Raw genomic sequence first — 21411 nt, forward strand, 5'->3', positions numbered from 1 at the left:
CTGGAACCGGGCGGGACTGGCAACGATGATCGAGTTTCGCAATGTGAGCAAATCGTACTGGACCGGGGTTCGCCGCAAGGTGATCCTCGACCAGGCGACCTTTCGCATCGAGCTTGGCCAATCGTTGGGCATCCTCGCCCCGAACGGAACCGGAAAAACCACGCTGATCAACATGATGGCGGGGATTACCAAACCTGATGAGGGGTTTATTCTGCGCGAAAGCCGCATTTCCTTTCCCATGGGGTTCATGGGGGTGGTGGATTCCAGCCTGTCGGGCGCGGAAAACGCGCGCTTCGCGGGCCATTTCTATGGCGTCGATCCCGATTATGTCGAGGCATTCTGCCGCTGGATGTGCAATCTGGAGGAATATTTCGAGCAGCCCGTCAGCACCTATTCGTCGGGCATGGCGGGGCGCCTGTCGCTGGCGCTTCTGCTCAGCCTCGATTTCGACATCTATCTGGTGGACGAAGGGATGCCGACCATGGCCGATGCCGAATTCGTGCGCAAGGCGGGCGAGGTGTTTCGACAGCGACTCAAACATGCGACACTGGTGATGGTGTCACACATGCCCAAGCAACTCGAAGCCTATGCGCACAAGGCCGCAATCCTGAAAAACGGACGTCTGAAATTTTACGACAGTCTCGAAGAGGCCAAGCAGTTCTATGACTACACCCGCTGATCAGTCGGACCAGTCCAAGCCTGCCGACGCGGAGGCGAGCGCAGCGCCCGTGGACAAGAGCAAGGCGGCAGCAAACGCCCGACGCGCCCGGCGTCGCGCGCGCAAGCTGATGACGGAGGCGGACAGCTGGGAGGAACATTCCGCCAGCGATGGCAAGGTCCCCCCCCCCGATGGCGGCACCTCACCGATCAAGAAACGGCAGGACGTGATGTCAGTCGTCAACGCCCAGATACGCGCCGAAAAGGAAAAAGAGGCGCAGGAGGATAAGCAACTCCCCGCGAAACGGCGTGAGCAGGGCGTCGCCAAGGTCGAGGTCGGCAATACCGGGGCTTCCGCCTCAACCGAGATTGATCCCCGCGACGCGGAAATCGAGGCGATCCAGCGTGAGCTGGTGCAGCGGCGGCGGCGGCGGTTCCTCATGCTGTGGCTGCGTCTGGCCTTCTTCGTCGTTCTGCCGACGGTGCTGGTCGGAAATTACTACTACAATTACGCGACACCGTTCTATTCTTCGGAATCCAATGTGTTGCTGAACCCTGCCGCCGCGACGCTGAACTCAGAGTCTGCGGTAGGAATGGCCGCATCCGCGAACCTGCTGCGCGATTCGATTGCGGTACAGGACTTTCTGACATCGCGTGAGGCGATGCGGATACTGGATCAGGAACTCGGTATCATCGCCCATTATTCGCAGACCAGCATTGATCCGATTCAACGCCTGGCCGCCGACGCCACGGAAAACGAGGCCTATGCGTTCTACAAGGACCGGGTGCTGATCGGATTTGACACGCTTGAGGGGATCCTGCGGATCGAGGTGATTGCCGCCTCTCCCGATATGGCCTTTGCGATTTCGAACCGTCTGATCGAACTGGCCGAGGAACGCGTGGACACCATGTCCGACCGCAACCAGCAAAACGCGCTGGCCAGTGCGCAACTGGTCTTGGAGGACGCGCAGGAGAATCTTCAGGAGGCATATGAACGGGTTCTGACGCTTCAGGAACAACGGGGCATCTTCTCCGCCGAGCTGGAGGTCAGCCTGGTACAGGGGCAAATTTCCGGCCTGACCGCCGCGTTGGAGGAGCGTCGCCTCAGTCTTGCCGCCTTGCAGGACAATGCCCGCCCGAATCAGGCACAGATGCGCGTTTTGAACGCCGAGATTGCCCGTCTGGAAGATGCGATCGCCGAGCAACGCCAGATCATCGTCAACGCCCAGGCGGATCGCGGCTCGCTGGCGCGCATCAGCGCGGAAATGGCTCAGGCGGAACAGGAACTCGAAGTGCGCACCATCATGGTCACTTCCGCAGTTGAAAGCCTGGAGGTCGCGCGTCGGGATGCGTCCCAGCAGTTGATGTTCCTGTCCCGCGCCGTAAACCCGGTGCGTCCGCTGGTGCCCAGCTATCCACGGGCCTTCGAATATACCGCGCTCGCTTTCGTGATCTTTTTCGCGACTTACATGATGATTAGTCTGACGATCTCGATCCTGCGCGAGCAGATGTCTTATGGGGACTGAATGATGAAAACCGTTGAAATACGCGATCTGAAGATCGGCAATGACCAGCCGCTGACCATCATCGCGGGGCCGTGTCAGCTGGAAAGCCGTGATCATGCGTTCATGATCGCGACGAAGATGCAGCAGGCCTGCGCCGATGCCGGCGCGCAGTTCATCTTCAAGGGCTCGTTCGACAAGGCGAACCGCACTTCACTGTCAGGCAAGCGGGGCCTGGGCATCGACGAAGGCTTGCGGATATTCGAGGCCGTTCAGGCCGAATTCGGGTGCCCCGTCATCACCGACGTCCATACCGAGGATCAGTGCGCGACCGTTGGCGAAATCGTCGATGTCCTGCAAATTCCCGCGTTCCTGTGCCGCCAGACGGACCTCCTGCTGGCGGCGGGCCGTACCGGACGGGGGGTCAACGTCAAGAAGGGCCAGTTCCTGTCGCCGCCCGAAATGTCCACGGTCGCGGACAAGGTGGCGAGCACGGGGAATGAGAAAATCCTGTTGTGTGAACGCGGCACGACCTTCGGCTACAACAATCTGGTGGCGGATATGCGCGGTCTGCCGACCATGGCGCGCACGGGCTATCCTGTGGTGATGGATGCCACCCATGCCGTGGCGCAGCCCGGCGGGTTGGGCGCCTCGTCCGGCGGGCAGCGTGAGTTTGCCCCGGTTCTGGCCCGCGCGGCGGTCAGTCTGGGTATCGCCGCGGTGTTTATGGAAACGCATGAGGATCCCGACAACGCGCCCTCCGACGGGCCGAACATGATCTATCTGGATCAGATGCCGAAGGTCGTCGCCTCGCTTATGGCCTTCGACCGGCTGGCAAAGTCGGACCCCCTGCGGGTCTGAGCTGCTCAGCGACCGCCAAGCGCCTGCGCGGCGGCCCACCCTGACGACCAGGCCCACTGGAAGTTGTAACCGCCCAACCAGCCGGTGACGTCCACGACCTCACCGATGAAATACAGGTCGGGCATGGATTTCGCGGCCATCGTACGGCTGTCCAGCGCTTCGGTGTCCACGCCGCCCAGCGTGACCTCCGCCGTGCGGTATCCCTCGGAGCCGCTGGGGATCAGTTGCCAATTGTGCAGCCGGTCGGCAAGCGCGCGCAGCGCCGCGTCGTTCAGATCCGCGATATTGCCATCCTCGGGCGCCAGATAGGCCGCCAGTCGTTTCGGCAGAACAGCGCTCAATGCAGTGCGCACGGTTTGACGCCCTGCGCTGTGACGGGCGTTGCGCAGAACCTCGAACGCATCGTCACCGGGCAAAACGTCTACGCGAATGCCGTCCCCCTCGCGCCAGTAGGAGGACGCTTGCAGGATTGATGGCCCGCTCAGCCCGCGATGGGTAAATAACAACCCCTCGCGGAACCGTGCCGCGCCTGCCGCGACGCTGGCGTCCAGACTCAACCCGGCAAGTGCCCCGAATCCGCTCTCGCCGAATGTCAGCGGCACCAAGGCAGGCCGGACATCCGTCACCGGCAGGCCGAATTGCCGGGCGATGTCATAGCCGAAACCGGTGGCCCCCATCTTGGGGATCGACTTTCCCCCGGTCGCTATGACCAGCGCCGCGCTGCGAAACGTTCCCTGTTCGGTGGTAAGAGTGAAGCCGTCTGTCCGCTCGACAGTCCTGATGCCACAGCCGGTTCTCAGCTCACCCCCCGCCTTCGCCAGTTCATTGACCAGAATCGCAACGATCTGTTTGGCCGAGCCGTCGCAGAACAGTTGTCCTAGCGTTTTTTCGTGCCATGCAATTCCGTGGGCGTCGATCATTTCGATGAAATCGTACTGGGTATAGCGGCGCAATGCGGATTTGACGAAGTGCTTGTTGCCGCTCAGAAAATTCTCGGGTGCTGTGTGCAAATTGGTGAAATTGCAGCGCCCGCCGCCGGAGATCCGGATTTTCTCCCCCGGTGCTTTCGCGTGGTCGAGCACGAGCACGCTCTTGCCCAGCCGCGCAGCATTGAGGCCGCAGAACAATCCTGCGGCCCCGGCACCGATGATGATGACATCGTACTGAATCGGTTCGTCCCCCGGCCCGATTTAGGCGGGAACGGTCCGCTCCGAGAAGAACAGAGCCTGACTGACCGTCGCGCGCACCTGTTCCTCGGTGAACGGTTTGGTGATCAGGAAGGCAGGCTCGGCCCGCTGGCCTGTCAGCAAACGTTCGGGATAGGCGGTGATGAAGATGATCGGCTGGTCCGGCCATTTCTCAAGAATATCCGCTGCCGCGTCCGCGCCGCTGGAACCGTCGGCCAGGTGAACGTCCATCAGGACCAGACCGGGCTGATGCGTGTCGAACATCGACAACGCTTCCTCATGCGTGCGCGCGTTGCCCACGACCTTGTGACCCAGAGCGCTGACGATAGCCTCCAGATCCATTGCGATCAGGGGTTCGTCCTCAACGATCATGATGTTCGATGCGAGCCCGCTGTCCAGTTCGTTGGCTCCGATGCGCACCAGGTCACGCGCATCCTCTGCGCTCAGATCCATAATCTCACCGACTTCCTCGACCGAGAATTGTTCCATGACCTTCAGCAGCAACGCCTCACGCGCGCGGGGGGTCAGTTTGTCGAGCCGGGCGGCGGCGATCCGCTCCTCCCCCTCGACATCGCCATCGGTACGGGTGTTCGTGTCACCCTGGGCGATCCAGATCGAATGGAACACGGCAAAAAACCGCACGAGGAAACGCCCCTCGGTCCGCATCAGGGACATATCGGTGATGATCGCCTCCAGCGTACTGGCGGCCAGGGCGTCACCACGGGTTTGGGAGCCGGTCAGCGCACGGGCATAGCGCCGCAAATATGGCAAATTCTCTTCGATATGACCAACGATCGAGCTGTCGTCCGGCATCCTTGCCATCCTCCTAGGGTAGTTTTCGGCCTGATATGATTTCGGCCAAGCCACTATCTAAGCGGCTTTTCGTGAAAGGCCACCGTATCACTTGCACTGTAGCGCAAAATCTTCAAAAAGTTTGGAACGATGCAAAATTCCAAGCGTTAAGTCGCAAGCCCCGAGATGCAAATCGTCGGTAATTTCTCATGCCTGCCAGATAGAGGTGGAATGAAACGATCCCGTTCCAGCTTTTTCAACCGAATGTCATTGGCGTGGCAGATCGTTGTCCTGTTGAGCATCGCATTGCTTCCCATCGGGGGATTGGCGGTTTTCGAGGCGATGCGCGCCAACGACCGGGCCAAATCCCTTGCCGCCTCCGATTTGCTGGCCGATGCGCGCCAGGCGGCGGAGACGGAGCGTCTGGAGATCGCCGAGGGTTTCGGCGCCGCACGTACGCTGGGCCGAAATTCTAGGGTCTATGACGGGACCAGCGAGGAATGTTCGGCCGAACTCGCACGTTTCATAGGGGAGTCCGAGCGGAACATCTTTGCGGCATTCATCGGTGCGAACGGCTTGATGAAATGTTCATCCCTCAGTTCCATCCAGAGGGATTTTTCGGAGTCCGAGAGCTATCTGCTGCAACGTGAGGAACCGCGACGCACGGTCAGTGTGGTGGAATCGGGTAACGTGACCAGTCGCGCGGTCCTCATCATCTCCCACCCGGTTATCGTCGATGGCACATGGCGCGGCACGATCTCGCTGTCGGTTCCGCGTGAGGTCATGTCGGTTTTCTCAGAGGATGACGCCGAGGATGCTTTGAACGTCGCGCTGATCGACAATGAGGGTAAGGTCCTGTCGCGCAATGTCACGGATAGCGAGCAGGCGTGGTGGCTGCCGGTCGGGTTGTCGAACAACTACGTAAACAGCAACGAGGCCATCGTATTCGAAGGGGTCGATGCCTTTGGCGGAGTGCGGACCTATGCGCGCGTGCCCATTGTCGAGGATGAGATCGCGGGCCTGTTCTCCAAGCCCGACGGTGATCTGGGCGCGGCGGCGCTGATGTCCGTGCTCAGGGCTATTCTGCTGCCAAGTCTGGTCTGGGTCCTGTGTATCGCACTGGCTTATTTTGCCATGCGCAGACTGGTGGTGTCCGGCATCCAGCGCATCCAGCGATCTGTCGTGGCGTTCAAGCGCGGCGACCGTGAGCGTGCGATGCGCCCGATCGCGGGCGCATCCGGTGAGTTGGAGGAACTGTCGAGCAGTTTCGTGGAGATGGCCCGCGCCGTCGATGCCGGGGAGCAGGAACTGTCCGATCTGGTGGAGGAAAAGACGGTCCTTCTGCTCGAAGTCTATCACCGGGTGAAGAACAACCTTCAGCTGATCATTTCGATCATGAACATTCAGGTGCGCGGTGCGCAGGATGAGAGGGAGCGCATGGCGATTCGCACCCTGCGCGAACGTGTGATGGGCCTCGCGCTTGTGCATCAGCGGCTTTACGAAACGCCGAACCTGACCAGTGTGCCCGCAGACAAGCTGGTGCGCGAAATCGTCAGCAACCTGTCCGATGCGAAGGCCGGGGAGAGCGGTGCGACCATCCTGTCCGATCTGGCCACGTTCAATCTGCATCCCGATCAGGCTGTTCCGTTCTCTCTGTTGGTGACGGAGGCGATGATGAACGCCCTGAACTATTCGGGGCGTGGAACGGACGACTGGCGCATCGAGATATCTCTGAGGCTGACCCCGGAGGACGTGGTCGAGCTGAACGTCACGAACACCGTACCGGAGGATGAGACCATCGAGCCGCCCGAACCACGCTCGGGCATGGGCAAACCGCTGATGCGGGCCTTCGTGATGCAGTTGGCCGGCACGATGGAAATCAGCCATCCGGAGGGCAAGTACGCCCTGGATGTCGCCTTCAAGCGTGCCAGTCTGGACGAACAGGGTGGTCAGCGGATCGGGATGCCCGGCCAGAGCAAGGCCGAGTATCGCGCCAATGAACGTGCCGCTAGAGAACCAGCCGCGTAATCCACAGACCGATCACAGCCGAGATGCCGCTGAGAAAACCGCCCCAGGCCGTGTCCATCGCCACCATGGTCCAGTCCCAGTTCTTCATCACCGACATGCTGGTGAATTCATACGTGCCATAGGCCAGCAAGCCCAGAATGGCGCCGTTCACGAACACAGCAGTATAGTTGCTGCCGCCATTAATTGCCGGGGCGCTGGCGAAATACAGGATGCCGATCACGAAGGCCGCGTAAAATCCTGCCGCGACCCCGATCAAGGGCTGGTCGCGCATCATCGTGCCGATCCTGCTTTCGAATATGTCGAGGACGACCAGTTTCAGCCAGACGAAGTCGATGCCCAGAAACACCGCCAGCGTCGCCACGTACAGGATGAGATAAGTTGAAATTCCAGCTTCCATGTCATGCTCCCTTTTGCCTGGTGAAGCATGTGTCGCGGCCCGCCGAAGTAAAGCGGGCCGGATCGTCGCAGGTCTGATCTGAACAGATCAGGCCAGAACGGTTCGTTCGAGGAACCAGTAGAAGCCGATGGCACCGATAATCACCGATCCGGGAATCACGATCGCGGCGCGATACCAGCTCTTGTTGCGAAACCAGATTCCGACGGCCAGGAAGCACAGCGCAATGACCGTTAGCTGACCAATTTCCACCCCGACATTGAACGCAATCAGCGAGGCGAAGAAGTGTTCTCCGTTCAGGCCCACATCCCCCAGAACGCCTGCGAAGCCCAGACCATGCAGCAGGCCGAACAGGAATACCACGACCGGGCGCCACCAGTGCATCTTGTGCGCGAAGATGTTCTCGACACAGACATATGTGATGGACAGCGCGATCAGCGGTTCGACGACGCTGGCGGGCAGGTTGATCACGCCGATGGTTCCCAGTGCCAGCGTGACAGTGTGGGCCGCAGTGAACGCGGTGATCTGGGCCAGCAGCGGACGAACCCGTGCCGCCAGAAGGAACAGGCCGACGACGAACAGGATGTGGTCGAGGCCCTTGGGAATGATATGCTCGAACCCGTGCACGCCGTAGTTCACCAGCACCGGCCACAAACCCTGCCGTTCGGCTCCTGTCAGGTCAAACGCAGCCGATGTGGCGCCGGCGTTCAGAAATTCCTGATGGACGGGTTCGCCATCGGGCCCATCCACGACGATGATCGCAGGCCCGCCATCCGCGATCCATGACATCTGCGCCGACGTAGCAGTAGGGGCGGGGGCGACCAGCGTGATGACACTGTCGCGCGCGACCTCCAGATTGCCGACGGGCGGGATCGCGGCGCTTTGCACCGTGAACGCCACGCTGGTATCGCCGACATCCAGTTGCACGAACCGCATGTCGGCCTCACGCAGCATATCCTCCAGCTCCTGCGGGGGCAGGGCGCGCAGGGTATCGTAGAGATCCGCCTCAGGCGCGTCGGACGTATCCTCATGCTCCCCGCTTATTCCTGCCAGAGCAGCTTCGAGGTTGAAGTCTATCACCAGTTCCAGCGTGTCGGGCCCGGATGTCAGGGTCGCGACGGCAGGTCGCATTTCATGGGCGTTGAGCGGCGCGATGCCCAGCACCGTGAACAGGAGCAGAATGCGAGCGAGGATCGAGATCATGTAAAGGTCCAGATTTTTAGATTTCGGTGACTGTAAGCCAATACCGCAGCAACCAATCAAAGCGAGGTTTTTCTGCCCTTGGTAACGAAGAATTATGGAACAGACGCGATACAGGTCCGCATGACAGTGAGAGGAGGACGCGATGACGGAAATTCTGTTGCCGGAAACGGCCGATGCACAGGTCGCGATCACGACGCGTGCGCAAATACTCGACGCGCCCGAGGATTTGCGGGTCATCATCGACGCCAGCGCCGTTTCCGTCCTCTCGACCCCCATGGTGATGGTGCTGCTCAGCGCGGCGCGGCGGACTGGCGGTCTGACCTTGCAACGTCCGTCCGAGGGGCTGGTCGATGGCTTTTCCACCCTCGGCCTGTTTGCCGAAATGATGAAGATGGAGATGACATCATGAAACGCGTTCTGGCCGTAGACGACACCCGCAGCATGCTGGGAATGCTGGTCGAATGTCTGGAGGATGGCGGCCATACGGTCTTCTCCGCCAATGATGGGGTGGAGGCTCTATCCGCCCTGTCCGAACATCGGCCCGAGATCGTCATCACGGATCTGAACATGCCCAACATGACGGGCCTGGAATTTATCGAGGCAGCACGCCAGCGGCCCGAGGGGCAACTGGTTCCCATGCTGTTGCTCACCACAGAAACCGCGCAGGAACTCAAGGATGAGGCCCGGCGTATCCATGCAACCGGCTGGCTGTGCAAACCTTTCGACCCCGACCAGATCCTCGGTCTCGTCGATCAGTTGACGTGACCGCAGATGGATCAGGACGAAGATTACAAGGATCTGTTCTTCACCGAGTGTGACGAACTTCTGGCCGAATTGCAGGACCACCTCACGTTGATGAGCAGCGGCGAGCACGGGCGCGATATCGTGGATGCCACCTTTCGCGCGGTTCACTCGGTCAAGGGCGGGGCGGCGGCCTTCGGGCTGGACGCTCTCACCGGTTTCGCTCATCGGTTCGAGGCGGTGATGGACGCCTGTCGCGCCGGTCGCCTCGATGTGGACGATACGACCTTGCCGATCTTGTTCCGTGCGTCGGATATGATGCAGGAACTGGTGGAGCACAGCCGCAGCGACGCTCCGCTGCGCGACGACGTCCTGCAACAGATCACCCGGTCTCTCGATGGGCTGGTAGGCATGGATCCTGAGCCGTCCGCCGTGGTCGCTGCGGACACAACCGGGCAAACACCACCGGCCGCAGGTGGCGAACCCATCGTTGTCACGTTCCGCCCCGAACCCAATTTTCTGGCCAGCGCACACGATCCGCTTCGCATGTTGCGAGGAGCCAGCCGCATCGGTTTGATGGAGGTACGGGTCACGGGCGACCTGCCCCCGCTTGAGGACCTGGACCCGATGGTCTGTCCATGGACATGGCACCTGACGTTCGCGCTGGCCGAACCTTCGGTCTTGCGGGACTTCTTCTCGATCTATGACCTTTCGGCACGGATCGACGGTGTGCCAACGGCGGATGCACCTGCAACGCTTCCCTTGCGGACTTCACAGGCCAGCGAGGGCCCGCGTGTACCGACCACCGGTGGAGGCACCGGGGGAGGTTATGTAAAATCGCTGCGCGTGCCGCTCGACCGGATTGATCGACTCGTCAATCTGGTGGGGGAGATCGTGATTACCCAGGCTGCCGTCGCGCAGGTCTTGTCGCAGCCCCGGCATGGCGTCGAGGATACGCTCGCCCACAGCATCGAGGCGCTCTCGCGGCAGGTGCGCGAAATGCAGGACAGCGTCATGGCAATCCGCGCCCAGCCGATCAAATCCGCGTTCAGCAGAATGCCCCGCATCGTGCGCGATCTGAGCGCCACTCTGAAGCGGGAAGTGCGTATCGAAGTGTCGGGGGAGGAAACGGAGGTGGACACCTCCGTGATCGAGGAACTGATAGAGCCCCTCACTCACATGATCCGCAACGCGATGGACCACGGGATAGAGCCGCCGGACGAACGTTTGGCCGCAGGCAAGGCGCGCGATGGCTTGCTGCGGCTCACCGCACAACACCGCGGCGAACGGGTGCTCATAACGCTGGAGGACGACGGACGTGGCCTGAACCGCGACAAGATCGTCGATGTGGCGCTGCAGCGGGGGTTGATCCCATCGGCGGATGGCCTGACGGCGGAGGATATCGACAACCTGATTTTCCTCCCCGGTTTTTCCACCGCGTCGGAGGTGTCGAACGTCTCGGGGCGCGGCGTGGGCATGGATGTGGTGCGGCGCAAGATTCAGGCTCTGGGCGGGCGCTGCCTCATCCACTCCACCCCGGGTCAGGGCACCCGGTTCCAGGTCGCCTTGCCACTGACGCTGGCTGTGCTGGAGGGGATGATCGTCGAGGTCGGGCAGGAACGCTACGTCGTGCCTCTCAGCACAGTGATCGAGGCTGTGCAGTTGCGTGACGGCAATGTCGAGCGGCTTCACAACGGTCAAATCCTCGTCGCGCGGCGCGGTGAGTATCTGCCGGTCTACAGCCTGGCCGATCTGTTCGGCAGTCGGGAACAGACATCCGCTCGCGGTGAGATGGCCATTGTGGTCGATACCGAAACGGACGGCCAGATTGCCTTGTTCGTCGATGCACTGATCGGCCAGCGACAGGTCGTGCTCAAGGGGTTGGAGGAGAACTATCGCGCTATTGCCGGTGTCTCCGGCGCCACGATCCTGGGCGATGGACGGGTCGCGCTCATCCTCGACATACCCTCACTGATCGAGAGGCGGAAACTGATGTTCAAGCATCAATCCAAACACAGACAGGAAACGGCATGAGTTCGAATGCAGCCCCTTTGGAAGAAGCAGACACGCATCATTTGACCAGTCCCGAAGGCGATGACACCTGCCAGTTTCTGAGCTTTGTCGTGGACGGTCGACCCTATGGCGTCAGAATTCAGGATGTGCGCGAAATCCGTCAATGGATGCGCACGACCTCGCTTCCGAATCAGCCACCGCATAACCTCGGCGTACTGAACCTGCGCGGTTCCATCGTGTCGATCCAGGACTTGCGCATCCGCCTCGGTGCCCCGGCGCCTGCGCCGGATGATACGAATGTGATCGTGATCGTGCAGACGGACGGCCGGCGCGTCGGCCTGCTCGTCGATGCGGTGTCGGACATCCTGACCTTGCAACGTGCGGACATTCAGCCCGTTCCGCCCAATCGGGGTGGCGGCGACGAGCGTGCCATGCTGACCTCGATCATCATGTCGGGGGAGGTGATGGTCGGCATCGTCGATCTCGATCGGGTCATGGACCCCGGATTGTCCGAATAGATCGATGCTTGAAAGCCCGCAATATATGTCCGCTGACCCAGCTGAGCAGAGGATTTCCGCCCTAGTGTCCCGGCGTTTCGGCATCATCATGCGCGCGCGTCATGCCGCCAAGGTTTGCGCTGCTTTGCATGATCGAGCCGCGCGGCGGGGGCAGGATTTTAGACAATACATAGAGGTATTGGAGGCAGGCGGGTCACACGAAGACAACGACCACCTGATCGCGCAGGTCACGACGAACGTAACGGCGTTCTACCGCGAGCCGCATCATTTCGACAGTTTGCGACGGCACGTGATGGATCTGCCCAAGGACAGGGCCGTCAGGTGCTGGTCTGCTGGATGTTCGACGGGTGAGGAGCCATGGTCGGCCCTGACGACGATCGCGCCGTTGTTGAGCGACGAAAAGCGCGATCTCCTTCTGGTTCTGGGAACGGATATAGATGCGGCAGCCTTGGAAAAGGCCCGGACCGGCCTCTATCCACTCAAGGCGCTGGACGAGATTCCCTTATCTTCCCGGCTTTATTTCGAGGTCAGCGGCGGAGCCGTCATGCCGCATCGGAAATTGCGGCCATTGATGCGGATTCGAACGCTGAACCTGATCGAGCCATTTCCATTCAAGGCCCAGTTCGACGCGATTTTCTGTCGCAACACGCTGATCTATTTCGCGCCCGCTCAACGGCAGGATGTGGTGCGCAGACTGACGGCACGTCTGAGGCCGGGCGGGCTGTTGATGCTGGGGCATTCTGAGACCCTGCATCATTTGCCTGACGGGTTGGAACCAGCGGGCCTGACAACCTATCGCCGCGTCGAATGACAGGGGAACCTATGCGCAAGCTCTATATACTCGTGGTGGATGACAGCCGTTTGATGCGTCGCATGATCGGCGACATCCTGGCGGAGATGCCGCAGGTAGGGCGCATCGCTTTCGCCAACGATGCCGTCTCGGCTCAGAGCCTGCTTCAGGAGGAGCAGCCCGACGTCATGACTCTGGATATCGAGATGCCGGACATGAACGGGATCATGTTTCTGGATCGCATCATGGCCGGGTGCCCGCTGCCCGTCGTCATGGTGTCGGCGCTGACCTCCGCGGGGGCGGAGGCGTCTTTGACCGCACTCGAAAAGGGTGCGGTCGAGGTTGTGGCCAAACCGACCGGACTGGACGGCATGACCCGGTTTCGCGACGAATTGGCGGATGCGGTGACATTTGCCGCATCAGCACACGTGGATGGTGTCACCCGCGGGGCCATAGCCTGCCGTCAGGTAGGGGAGGAGCGGCCATTGGCCGAACCCGAGCTGATCGGTATCGCCGCGTCCACTGGCGGCGTGGCCGCGCTGGCTACGATCCTGCCTGCTCTGCCCGCAAATTTTCCGCCCATCGTGGTGTCACAGCACATGCCCGCCCCCTTCGTTGAAAGGTTGGCGAGCCGCCTGCAACTGCGCCTCTCACGAGACATTGCGGTCGCGAAGGATGGGGAAAGGCTGAGGCGCGGAATGATCCGGTTTGCGCCGGGGCATCGACATTTACTCCCGATGGCGGGGAAGAAAGGACTCCTCTGCACCCTGTCGGACGCGCCGCCGCCGCTCGGGCATACTCCATCCGCCGATCTGATGTTTGCGGCAATGGCTCGATTGGGGCTGCCAACGATCGGTGTCGTATTGACCGGTATGGGCCGGGACGGGACGATCGGATTGAGTGAGCTGCACGCGACCGGCTCCTCGGTCATCGCGCAGGACCGTGACAGTTGCGTGGTCTACGGAATGCCGCGCGCAGCGGTCGAGGCAGGCGTTGTGGATGAAATCTTGCCTTTAACTGCAATCGCAGCGCGAATCTCCACCTTTTGGCAACCTTCTGTCGGCAAGGTCGCAGGACAATGATGAGGGATTTCTGATGCCTACGGCAAACTCACTCACGATTTTGGTCGTGGACGATCAACAAAGTATGCGAGGCCTCGCGCGGCAATGCCTTTCGCGGCTCGGGGTGCAGTCCGTGGCCCTTGCCGCGACCGGGCAAAGCGCGCTTGAAATGATGGCGGAGCGGAAGTTCGATCTGGTGATCTCCGACCTCAACATGCCTGGGTTGAGCGGCGTGGAGCTGGCGCGAAAGATAAAATCGCATCCTGTCTTTGCGCGAATCCCGGTTTTTCTCGCCACATCTGACGCGTACCGGGATGAGGCCGAGGATGAGACGGTGGACCACTTCGTCGCCAAACCCTTTTCCGTGGCGGACATGCGAAATGCTATCGAAACCCATCTGGGGCAACTTACATGATCCTGATTTTTACCAATTGATAAAAAATCGACCCTGTGCAACGATTTTCGAAATCGTAACCCAGGGAGGTTGATCTTGACCCGAGGCACACGGATCGACGGCATCGCCGCAGGCAGGCTGGACGAACAACAATATACGCAGAACTTCGGCGATCTTTACGCGCCACTCGATCGTCACGAGGCACAGGTCGCATCGGATCGCTGCTATTTCTGCTATGACGCACCTTGCGTCACTGCCTGTCCCACCTCCATCGACATCCCGTTGTTCATCCGGCAGATCGCGACGGACACACCGGAGGCGGCGGCAAAAACGATCTTTGACCAGAACATCCTCGGCGGAATGTGCGCCCGCGTCTGTCCGACTGAACAATTGTGCGAGGAGGCCTGCGTGCGGGAGGCGGCGGAGGGCAAGCCGGTGCAGATCGGTCTGCTGCAACGCTACGCCTCCGACACCGTGATGGCGCAGGGCAAGCACCCGTTCAGCCGCGCCGCCCCGACTGGCAAGACTGTTGCCGTTGTAGGTGCAGGCCCCGCCGGCCTGTCAGCCGCGCATCGCCTCGCCCTGCACGGCCATGAGGTGGTCCTCTACGATGCGAAGCCGAAACCGGGCGGCCTGAACGAATACGGCATCGCGGCCTACAAGACGCCTGATGATTTCGCGCAGAAGGAGGTCGATTGGTTGATGCAGATCGGCGGCATCACCTTCCGTCACGAGCAGAAGCTGGGCGCGCAGATGACGCTGGACGGTCTGGCCGACGCGCATGACGCGGTGTTCCTGTCCATCGGCCTTGGCGGGGTGAATGCGCTGGGCCTGGCGGATGATGGGCTGGACAATGTTGTCGATGCGGTGCGGTTCATTGAAACCTTGCGCCAGTCCGAGAAATCCTCCGTTCCCATCGGGCGCAACGTCGTGGTGATCGGGGGCGGCATGACGGCGGTGGACGCGGCCGTGCAGTCGCGCCTGCTGGGGGCGGAAAACGTCTCCATCGTCTATCGCCGGGGGCAGGACAGGATGAGCGCCAGTGCCAAGGAGCAGGATCACGCCAGGCATGAGGGGGTGCGCCTGATCTGCAACGCCCAGCCGGTCGCGGTTCATGCCGATGGGGTCGATTTCGAATATACCGCCGACGGGCCGGACGGCTTGACCGGCACGGGAGAGGTGTTCCGCCTCGCCGCCGATCAGGTGTTCGTGGCCATCGGTCAGACGCTGGGCGAGGTGGGCCTTGATCTGGACGGACGCAAGATCGCGGTGACCGGTCCCGGCCGCACCTCACGCGCTGGCGTCTGGGCCGGGGGGGACTGCGCGGCCGGTGGCGAAGACCTGACCGTGACCGCCGTGGCCGAAGGCCGCGACGCCGCCGAGGATATTCACGCAACCCTGATGAACGGAGCCTGAGCCATGGCTGATCTGAGCATCGATTTCGCGGGCATCAAATCGCCCAACCCGTTCTGGCTGGCCTCTGCTCCGCCGACGGACAAGGAATACAATGTCCGTCGCGCGTTCGAGGCCGGCTGGGGCGGCGTTGTGTGGAAAACGCTGGGCCTGGACCCGCATATCGTCAACGTCAACGGCCCGCGCTACGGCGCGATCTATGGCGCGGATCGACGGTTGCTGGGCCTTAACAACATCGAACTGATCACCGACCGTCCACTGCAGACCAATCTGGAGGAGATCAAGGCCGTCAAGCGCGACTGGCCCGATCGCGCCATGGTGGTCAGCCTGATGGTCCCGTGTGAAGAATGGGCCTGGAAACAGATCCTGCCCCTGGTCGAGGATACCGGCGCCGACGGGGTCGAACTGAACTTCGGCTGTCCGCATGGCATGTCCGAGCGGGGCATGGGTTCCGCCGTCGGGCAGGTGCCTGAATATATCGAGATGGTCACCCGTTGGGTAAAGCAGAACACCCGGATGCCGTGCATCGTCAAGTTGACGCCCAACATCACCGATGTGCGCCAGCCGGCGGAGGCTGCTTATCGCGGCGGGGCCGATGCCGTCAGCCTGATCAACACGATCAATTCGATTACGTCCGTGAACCTCGACCTGTTCGCGCCGGAACCGACCATCGACGGCAAGGGCGCGCATGGCGGTTATTGCGGCCCGGCGGTTAAGCCCATCGCCCTGAACATGGTCGCGGAGATTGCGCGCAACACGGAAACGGCCGACCTGCCGATATCGGGCATCGGCGGCATCACCACCTGGCGCGACGCGGCGGAGTTCATCGCGCTGGGCGCGGGATCCGTGCAGGTCTGTACTGCGGCGATGACCTACGGCTTCAAGATCGTGGAGGAGATGAAATCCGGCCTCAGCCAGTGGATGGACGAGAAGGGGCACACCTCCATCGCCGCCATTTCAGGCCGCGCCGTGCCGAATTGTTCCGATTGGAAAAACCTGAACCTCAACTACGTGGCAAAGGCCAAGATCAATCAGGACCTGTGCATTTCGTGCGGACGTTGCTTCGCGGCGTGCGAGGATACTTCGCATCAGGCCATCGGGATGAGCGCGGACCGCACCTTCACCGTGATCGACGAGGAATGCGTCGCCTGCAACCTGTGCGTCAATGTCTGCCCGGTCGAGGATTGCATCACGATGGAGGCGATGGCCCCGGGCAGCGTCGATCCGCGCACAGGCAAAGTGGTTGAGGAAGGTTTCGCGGACTGGACGACCCATCCCAACAACCCGGCGGCGGTCGCTGCGGAATGAACGCGCTGCATGGTCATGCGGCCATGCTGCTCTTTGCGTTTCTGGTTGCGGGATCGTTCAGTTTGGGGGGGCTGATCGCACGAATGGTGGACCCGACGGTCCTGACATTGGTGCGATTCATCCTGGCGGCGGCGGTGCTGGGGGGCATCGCCGCCGTCACGGGGCGGATCAAGGCGTGGCATTTGCGGGCAAGCTGGCGTTATCCGCTGCTCGGCGGGATCTTCGCGATCTATTTCATCCTCATGTTCGTAGGTTTGCGCACGGCCTCCGCCATCAACACGGCGGCGATGTTTACCCTGACGCCGATTCTGTCGGCGGGCTTTGGCTATGTCCTGCTGGGTCAGCGCACGACGCCGCGCATGGCGGCGGCGCTGATGCTGGGCGGGGCGGGGGCGTTGTGGGTGATCTTCGATGCCAGTCCAGAACGTTTGCTGGCCTTCGACATCGGAACGGGGGAGGCGATTTTCTTCCTCGGGGTCGTGGCGCACGCGCTCTACACACCTTTGGTGCGAAAGCTGAACCGGGGGGAGCCGCCGCTGGTGTTCACGCTCGGGATGTTGCTGGGGGCCATCGTTCTGATGGCGCTCTATGCCGGAGGGGACGCGCTGGCCACCGATTGGACGGTTCTGCCGCCGATTTTCTGGCTGGTGCTGGCCTATCTGTCGATCTTCGCCAGTGCCACGACATTCCTGTTGCTGCAATTCGCGACCTTGCGCCTGCCCAGCTCAAAGGTCATGGCCTACACCTACCTTACCCCGGCGGTCGTTATCGTGTGGGAGGGCGCGCTGGGCAACGGCTGGCCGCAGCCTGTGCTTGCGGTCGGCGTGATGGCGACCATTCTGGCCCTGCTGATGCTGCTGCGCGACGAAGGTTAGCGCGGCAGCAGACCCTTGAAGAACAACGTCTCGATTGTCGCGGCCGCATCGTGGAAGCGTGCCTCATCGTTCGAGCCGAGCACGGCCTGCACCTGCACGTCGAAATCGGCGTAGTGCTGCGTGACGGCCCAGATCGCAAAGATCAGATGCTGCGGATCCATTCGCACGATCCGCCCCTGCGCCATCCACTGTCGCAGCACGACGCTCTTGTCCTCGACCAGCGCGCGCAGCGGCCCGGACAGTTCTGACCCAAGTCGTGGCGCGCCTTGCAGGATCTCATTGGCGAAAAGCCGGCTTTCGCGGGGATAATCGCGTGAGGCTTCGAGCTTGCGCTGGATATAGCCGCGCAGTTCGGTCAGCGGGTCGCCGTCTGGGTCCATCTCTCGCAGGGGGTTCAGCCAGGTATCCAGCAGGCGGTCCATCAACTCGGCGTGGATCGCTTCCTTGCTCTCGAAATAATACAGCAGGTTCGGCTTGGACAGGCCCGCTGCCTCAGCGATCTGGTCCAGCGTCGCGCCGCGAAAACCGTGAGCGGAAAAGACATCCAGCGCCGCCTCGCGGATCAACTCACGCTTTTGCATCTGAATGCGGGTCGGTTTGCGTTGCGCGCCGTCGGCCATCTCTGCTCCGTCTCCATCCCGTGCTTGACTGGCCTTCTGACGCCGCCTAGCGTTCTGACCAATTGGTCAAAAGACCATACCCGCCCCGGGAGACGGCGCAACGCTTAATCCCGCAAGTCAAAGGATCAGCGGCCATGTCGGATCGCACGAACGTAGCGCCCAACGACCTCAACGCATTCTGGATGCCGTTTACCGCGAACCGCCAGTTCAAGAAGAATCCGCGGATGTTCGTCGCAGCCAAGGATATGCATTACACCACCTCGGACGGGCGGCAGGTGCTGGACGGCACGGCGGGTCTGTGGTGCTGCAATGCGGGGCACGCGCGGCCCAAAATCGTTGAGGCCGTGGCCGCCCAGACGGCGGAACTGGACTACGCCCCCGCCTTCCAGATGGGCCACCCCAAGGCGTTTGAACTGGCCAACCGCCTGATCGATATCGCGCCGGACAACATGGAACATGTGTTCTACACCAATTCCGGTTCCGAAAGCGTCGAGACCGCGTTGAAAATGGCCATCGCCTATCACCGGGCGCGGGGTGAGGGGACGCGCACCCGTCTGATCGGGCGCGAGCGGGGCTATCACGGGGTCAACTTCGGCGGTATCTCCGTCGGCGGCATCGTCAAGAACCGGATGCATTTCGGCTCCATGCTGACAGGGGTGGACCACCTGCCGCACACGCACCTGCCCGAACAGAACGCCTTCACCAAGGGTCAGCCGAAGCATGGCGCCAACCTCGCCGACGATCTGGAGCGGATTTGCGCCCTGCACGACCCCTCCACCATCGCCGCCGTGATCGTGGAGCCGCTGGCCGGTTCGACCGGAGTACTGGTGCCGCCCAAGGACTACCTGCAACGCCTGCGCGCGATTTGCGACAAGCACGGAATCTTGTTGATCTTCGATGAGGTCATAACCGGGTTTGGCCGCCTCGGCACGCCCTTCGCGGCGCAGAAATTCGGTGTGATGCCGGACATGATCACCACGGCGAAGGGCCTGACGAACGGTGTCATCCCGATGGGCGCAGTGCTGACCACCGCCGATATTCACGATGCCTTCATGGACGGTCCCGAAAACCTGATCGAGCTGTTCCACGGCTATACCTATTCCGGCAACCCGATGGCCTGCGCTGCGGGGCTTGCCACCCTCGACACCTACCGGGAGGAGGGGCTGCTGCAGCGCGGGGCGGAGTTGGAGGAGTACTGGCAGGATGCCGCGCATTCGATGCGCGACCTGCCCAATGTCATCGACGTGCGAAACCTCGGCCTGATCGCGGGGATTGAGCTTGCGCCCATCGAGGGCAAGCCCACGGCCCGCGCGTTCGAGGCGTTTCTGCGTGCCTATGACAAGGGCATCCTGATCCGCACCACCGGCGATATCATCGCGCTCAGCCCGCCGCTGATCATCTCGAAGGCCGAGATCGACCAGCTGTTCGGCACCCTTTCCGATGTGCTGCGCGATTTGCCCTGACATTTCACCTGCCTTTGGCCGATCCAGGGGCAGCCACCGGATTTTCCGGCAAGACCACGAAAGTAAACGATGACCTACAGCATTCAGAACGCGATTGGCGGAGCCCTTACGGACAGCACGTCGGGACGCACGCAACCCATCTATAATCCCGCCACGGGTGAGGCGGTCGGAACGCTGCCGCTGTCCTCGGTCGAGGAGGTAAATCAGGCCGTCGCGAACGCCAAGGCGGCCTTCCCGGCCTGGCACGCCACGCCCCCGCTGAAACGCGCGCGGATCATGTTCAGGTTTCTGGAACTGCTGAACAGGAACGCCGACAAGCTGGCCCGCGAATTGTCGCGTGAGCATGGAAAGACCCACGATGACGCGATGGGGGAGGTTCAGCGCGGTCTTGAAGTGGTCGAGTTCGCCTGCGGCATTCCGCAACTTCTCAAGGGTGAGTTCTCACGCAATGTCGGCCCCGGCATTGACAGCTATGGCGACCGGCAGGCGCTGGGCGTGGTGGCCGGGATCACCCCGTTCAACTTCCCCGCGATGGTGCCGATGTGGATGTATCCCATTGCAATCGCTTGTGGAAATACCTTCGTGCTGAAACCTTCGGAACGCGACCCCTCCGCCCCGATGTTCGCGTGGGAACTGCTGAAGGAAGCGGGCCTGCCCGATGGCGTGCTGAACATCGTGCATGGCGACAAAACTTGCGTCGATGCTCTGCTCGACAATCGCGACATCAAGGCGGTCAGCTTCGTTGGTTCCACCCCGATCGCTGAATATGTCTACGCTCGCGGAACGGCCAATGGTAAGCGTGTTCAGGCCCTTGGCGGGGCCAAGAACCACATGATCGTCATGCCGGACGCCGATATGGATCAGGCCGCCGATGCGCTGATGGGTGCGGGGTACGGCTCCGCCGGGGAGCGCTGCATGGCGATCTCGGTCGCTGTGCCGATCGGTGCCGAAACAGGTGAGAAACTCATCAAGGCGTTGAAGCCGAAGGTGGAAGCCCTGAAGATCGGTCCCTCCACCGATGCAGACGCCGAGATGGGCCCCGTCATCACGGCGGAGGCGAAGGCCCGCATTTGCGGCCTCATCGACAGCGGTGTGGAACAGGGTGCCGATCTGGTCGTGGACGGGCGCGGGTTCTCTCTGCAAGGTTATGAGAACGGATATTTTCTGGGCGGATCGCTGTTCGATAAGGTGACACCGGACATGGACATCTACACCACCGAAATCTTCGGCCCGGTGCTGTCCGTGATGACGCCGCAAACCTACGATTCCGCCGTGGACCTGATCAACGATCATGAATACGGCAACGGCACCGCGATCTTCACCCGCGACGGCGACGCCGCGCGTGATTTCGCGGATCGGATCGAGGTCGGCATGGTCGGCATCAACGTACCGATCCCGGTGCCTGTGGCGTATCATTCCTTCGGCGGCTGGAAACGCTCCAGCTTCGGCGATCATGCGATTTACGGGCCGGAGGGCGTGCGCTTCTACACCCGGCTCAAAACCGTCACGCAACGCTGGCCCGACGGGATCAAGGCGGGTGCCAGCTTCAGCTTTCCAACTTGAATTTTACCAATCCACAAGGAGATAGGCC

At 61.6% G+C, this 21411-nt stretch carries 21 protein-coding genes; 16 read left to right on the forward strand and 5 right to left on the reverse strand.

Annotated elements, in window-relative coordinates; translation table 11 throughout:
• Window positions 1–25 precede the first annotated feature (25 nt).
• Genes H1S03_RS12785 through kdsA form a run of 3 tightly spaced genes read left to right on the forward strand, consistent with a single transcriptional unit; the run spans window position 26 to window position 3020 of the window.
• Window positions 26–679, forward strand: a complete 654-nt coding sequence (locus H1S03_RS12785; protein WP_185804798.1) for an ABC transporter ATP-binding protein — start codon at window positions 26–28, stop codon at window positions 677–679.
• On the forward strand, window positions 663–2183 hold the full coding sequence (locus H1S03_RS12790) for a KpsE/RkpR family capsule polysaccharide export protein (protein WP_185804799.1): 1521 nt from the start codon (window positions 663–665) through the stop codon (window positions 2181–2183). Before H1S03_RS12785 ends, H1S03_RS12790 begins: the two co-directional genes overlap by 17 nt.
• A gap of 3 nt (window positions 2184–2186) precedes the next feature.
• Window positions 2187–3020: a 3-deoxy-8-phosphooctulonate synthase gene (gene kdsA / locus H1S03_RS12795; RefSeq protein ID WP_185804800.1), complete on the forward strand. Its 834-nt coding sequence runs from the start codon at window positions 2187–2189 to the stop codon at window positions 3018–3020.
• A 5-nt stretch (window positions 3021–3025) separates the two neighbouring features.
• Here the strand turns inward: kdsA and H1S03_RS12800 are convergent, their stop codons facing one another.
• Window positions 3026–4189, reverse strand: coding sequence for an aminoacetone oxidase family FAD-binding enzyme (locus H1S03_RS12800; RefSeq protein WP_185804846.1), 1164 nt, complete (start codon window positions 4187–4189; stop codon window positions 3026–3028).
• A 21-nt stretch (window positions 4190–4210) separates the two neighbouring features.
• On the reverse strand, window positions 4211–5020 hold the full coding sequence (locus H1S03_RS12805; RefSeq protein ID WP_185804801.1) for a response regulator: 810 nt from the start codon (window positions 5018–5020) through the stop codon (window positions 4211–4213).
• A 210-nt stretch (window positions 5021–5230) separates the two neighbouring features.
• On the opposite strand from H1S03_RS12805, the gene H1S03_RS12810 reads away from it, so the two are divergent.
• Window positions 5231–7027, forward strand: a complete 1797-nt coding sequence (locus H1S03_RS12810) for a sensor histidine kinase (protein WP_185804802.1) — start codon at window positions 5231–5233, stop codon at window positions 7025–7027.
• On the opposite strand, the gene H1S03_RS12815 is transcribed toward H1S03_RS12810, so the two are convergent.
• Both H1S03_RS12815 and H1S03_RS12820 read right to left on the reverse strand, forming a co-directional pair.
• Complete coding sequence (locus H1S03_RS12815) at window positions 7008–7424, reverse strand: DUF2177 family protein (RefSeq protein WP_185804803.1); 417 nt, start codon at window positions 7422–7424, stop codon at window positions 7008–7010. The genes H1S03_RS12810 and H1S03_RS12815 overlap by 20 nt on opposite strands.
• Before the next feature lie 87 nt (window positions 7425–7511).
• Window positions 7512–8624, reverse strand: a complete 1113-nt coding sequence (locus H1S03_RS12820; protein WP_185804804.1) for a HupE/UreJ family protein — start codon at window positions 8622–8624, stop codon at window positions 7512–7514.
• Between the two features lie 142 nt (window positions 8625–8766).
• Between H1S03_RS12820 and H1S03_RS12825 the strand changes: the two genes are divergently transcribed.
• From H1S03_RS12825 to H1S03_RS12870, 10 genes are all read left to right on the forward strand, one after another.
• Window positions 8767–9033: a hypothetical protein gene (locus tag H1S03_RS12825; protein WP_185804805.1), complete on the forward strand. Its 267-nt coding sequence runs from the start codon at window positions 8767–8769 to the stop codon at window positions 9031–9033.
• Window positions 9030–9389: a response regulator gene (locus H1S03_RS12830; protein ID WP_166187265.1), complete on the forward strand. Its 360-nt coding sequence runs from the start codon at window positions 9030–9032 to the stop codon at window positions 9387–9389. The genes H1S03_RS12825 and H1S03_RS12830 overlap by 4 nt, the downstream gene beginning before the upstream one ends.
• Window positions 9390–9395: 6 nt before the next feature.
• Window positions 9396–11399 (forward strand): chemotaxis protein CheA, encoded by a 2004-nt coding sequence (locus H1S03_RS12835; RefSeq protein WP_185804806.1) that lies wholly within the window; start codon window positions 9396–9398, stop codon window positions 11397–11399.
• Window positions 11396–11896, forward strand: coding sequence for a chemotaxis protein CheW (locus tag H1S03_RS12840; RefSeq protein ID WP_185804807.1), 501 nt, complete (start codon window positions 11396–11398; stop codon window positions 11894–11896). Before H1S03_RS12835 ends, H1S03_RS12840 begins: the two co-directional genes overlap by 4 nt.
• 25 nt (window positions 11897–11921) lie before the next feature.
• The gene (locus H1S03_RS12845) at window positions 11922–12707 is read left to right on the forward strand and encodes a CheR family methyltransferase (RefSeq protein WP_185804808.1); all 786 of its coding nucleotides are present in this window, start codon (window positions 11922–11924) and stop codon (window positions 12705–12707) included.
• Between the two features lie 11 nt (window positions 12708–12718).
• Window positions 12719–13768 (forward strand): chemotaxis-specific protein-glutamate methyltransferase CheB, encoded by a 1050-nt coding sequence (cheB, locus tag H1S03_RS12850; RefSeq protein WP_185804809.1) that lies wholly within the window; start codon window positions 12719–12721, stop codon window positions 13766–13768.
• Between the two features lie 13 nt (window positions 13769–13781).
• The gene (locus H1S03_RS12855) at window positions 13782–14162 is read left to right on the forward strand and encodes a response regulator (RefSeq protein WP_283810363.1); all 381 of its coding nucleotides are present in this window, start codon (window positions 13782–13784) and stop codon (window positions 14160–14162) included.
• Between the two features lie 75 nt (window positions 14163–14237).
• Window positions 14238–15557 (forward strand): NAD(P)-dependent oxidoreductase, encoded by a 1320-nt coding sequence (locus H1S03_RS12860; RefSeq protein WP_221892698.1) that lies wholly within the window; start codon window positions 14238–14240, stop codon window positions 15555–15557.
• 3 nt (window positions 15558–15560) lie between these two features.
• On the forward strand, window positions 15561–16862 hold the full coding sequence (gene preA / locus H1S03_RS12865; RefSeq protein WP_185804811.1) for an NAD-dependent dihydropyrimidine dehydrogenase subunit PreA: 1302 nt from the start codon (window positions 15561–15563) through the stop codon (window positions 16860–16862).
• A complete protein-coding gene (locus H1S03_RS12870) occupies window positions 16859–17737 on the forward strand; it encodes a DMT family transporter (protein WP_185804812.1) in 879 nt (292 codons plus the stop codon). Before preA ends, H1S03_RS12870 begins: the two co-directional genes overlap by 4 nt.
• Here H1S03_RS12870 and H1S03_RS12875 read toward each other — a convergent pair.
• Entirely contained in the window at window positions 17734–18357 is a 624-nt protein-coding gene (locus H1S03_RS12875; RefSeq protein ID WP_185804813.1) for a TetR family transcriptional regulator C-terminal domain-containing protein, read from the reverse strand. The genes H1S03_RS12870 and H1S03_RS12875 overlap by 4 nt on opposite strands.
• Window positions 18358–18491: 134 nt before the next feature.
• Between H1S03_RS12875 and aptA the strand changes: the two genes are divergently transcribed.
• Window positions 18492–19820, forward strand: a complete 1329-nt coding sequence (gene aptA / locus H1S03_RS12880; protein ID WP_185804814.1) for an omega-aminotransferase AptA — start codon at window positions 18492–18494, stop codon at window positions 19818–19820.
• Window positions 19821–19889: 69 nt separating this feature from the next.
• Window positions 19890–21383, forward strand: a complete 1494-nt coding sequence (locus H1S03_RS12885) for a CoA-acylating methylmalonate-semialdehyde dehydrogenase (protein WP_185804815.1) — start codon at window positions 19890–19892, stop codon at window positions 21381–21383.
• Window positions 21384–21411: the final 28 nt, after the last annotated feature.

Source organism: Pontivivens nitratireducens (assembly GCF_014235845.1).
Lineage (GTDB): Bacteria > Pseudomonadota > Alphaproteobacteria > Rhodobacterales > Rhodobacteraceae > Pontivivens > Pontivivens nitratireducens.

Excerpts from the sequence above, each read along its gene's own strand:
- H1S03_RS12785 (WP_185804798.1), top strand. The coding sequence starts at position 26 with ATGATCGAGTTTCGCAATGTGAGCAAATCGTACTGGACCGGGGTTCGC.
- H1S03_RS12790 (WP_185804799.1), top strand. The coding sequence starts at position 663 with ATGACTACACCCGCTGATCAGTCGGACCAGTCCAAGCCTGCCGACGCG.
- kdsA (WP_185804800.1), top strand. The coding sequence starts at position 2,187 with ATGAAAACCGTTGAAATACGCGATCTGAAGATCGGCAATGACCAGCCG.
- H1S03_RS12805 (WP_185804801.1), bottom strand. The coding sequence starts at position 5,020 with ATGCCGGACGACAGCTCGATCGTTGGTCATATCGAAGAGAATTTGCCA.
- H1S03_RS12810 (WP_185804802.1), top strand. The coding sequence starts at position 5,231 with ATGAAACGATCCCGTTCCAGCTTTTTCAACCGAATGTCATTGGCGTGG.
- H1S03_RS12815 (WP_185804803.1), bottom strand. The coding sequence starts at position 7,424 with ATGGAAGCTGGAATTTCAACTTATCTCATCCTGTACGTGGCGACGCTG.
- H1S03_RS12820 (WP_185804804.1), bottom strand. The coding sequence starts at position 8,624 with ATGATCTCGATCCTCGCTCGCATTCTGCTCCTGTTCACGGTGCTGGGC.
- H1S03_RS12825 (WP_185804805.1), top strand. The coding sequence starts at position 8,767 with ATGACGGAAATTCTGTTGCCGGAAACGGCCGATGCACAGGTCGCGATC.
- H1S03_RS12830 (WP_166187265.1), top strand. The coding sequence starts at position 9,030 with ATGAAACGCGTTCTGGCCGTAGACGACACCCGCAGCATGCTGGGAATG.
- H1S03_RS12835 (WP_185804806.1), top strand. The coding sequence starts at position 9,396 with ATGGATCAGGACGAAGATTACAAGGATCTGTTCTTCACCGAGTGTGAC.
- H1S03_RS12840 (WP_185804807.1), top strand. The coding sequence starts at position 11,396 with ATGAGTTCGAATGCAGCCCCTTTGGAAGAAGCAGACACGCATCATTTG.
- H1S03_RS12845 (WP_185804808.1), top strand. The coding sequence starts at position 11,922 with ATGTCCGCTGACCCAGCTGAGCAGAGGATTTCCGCCCTAGTGTCCCGG.
- cheB (WP_185804809.1), top strand. The coding sequence starts at position 12,719 with ATGCGCAAGCTCTATATACTCGTGGTGGATGACAGCCGTTTGATGCGT.
- H1S03_RS12855 (WP_283810363.1), top strand. The coding sequence starts at position 13,782 with ATGCCTACGGCAAACTCACTCACGATTTTGGTCGTGGACGATCAACAA.
- preA (WP_185804811.1), top strand. The coding sequence starts at position 15,561 with ATGGCTGATCTGAGCATCGATTTCGCGGGCATCAAATCGCCCAACCCG.
- H1S03_RS12870 (WP_185804812.1), top strand. The coding sequence starts at position 16,859 with ATGAACGCGCTGCATGGTCATGCGGCCATGCTGCTCTTTGCGTTTCTG.
- H1S03_RS12875 (WP_185804813.1), bottom strand. The coding sequence starts at position 18,357 with ATGGCCGACGGCGCGCAACGCAAACCGACCCGCATTCAGATGCAAAAG.
- aptA (WP_185804814.1), top strand. The coding sequence starts at position 18,492 with ATGTCGGATCGCACGAACGTAGCGCCCAACGACCTCAACGCATTCTGG.
- H1S03_RS12885 (WP_185804815.1), top strand. The coding sequence starts at position 19,890 with ATGACCTACAGCATTCAGAACGCGATTGGCGGAGCCCTTACGGACAGC.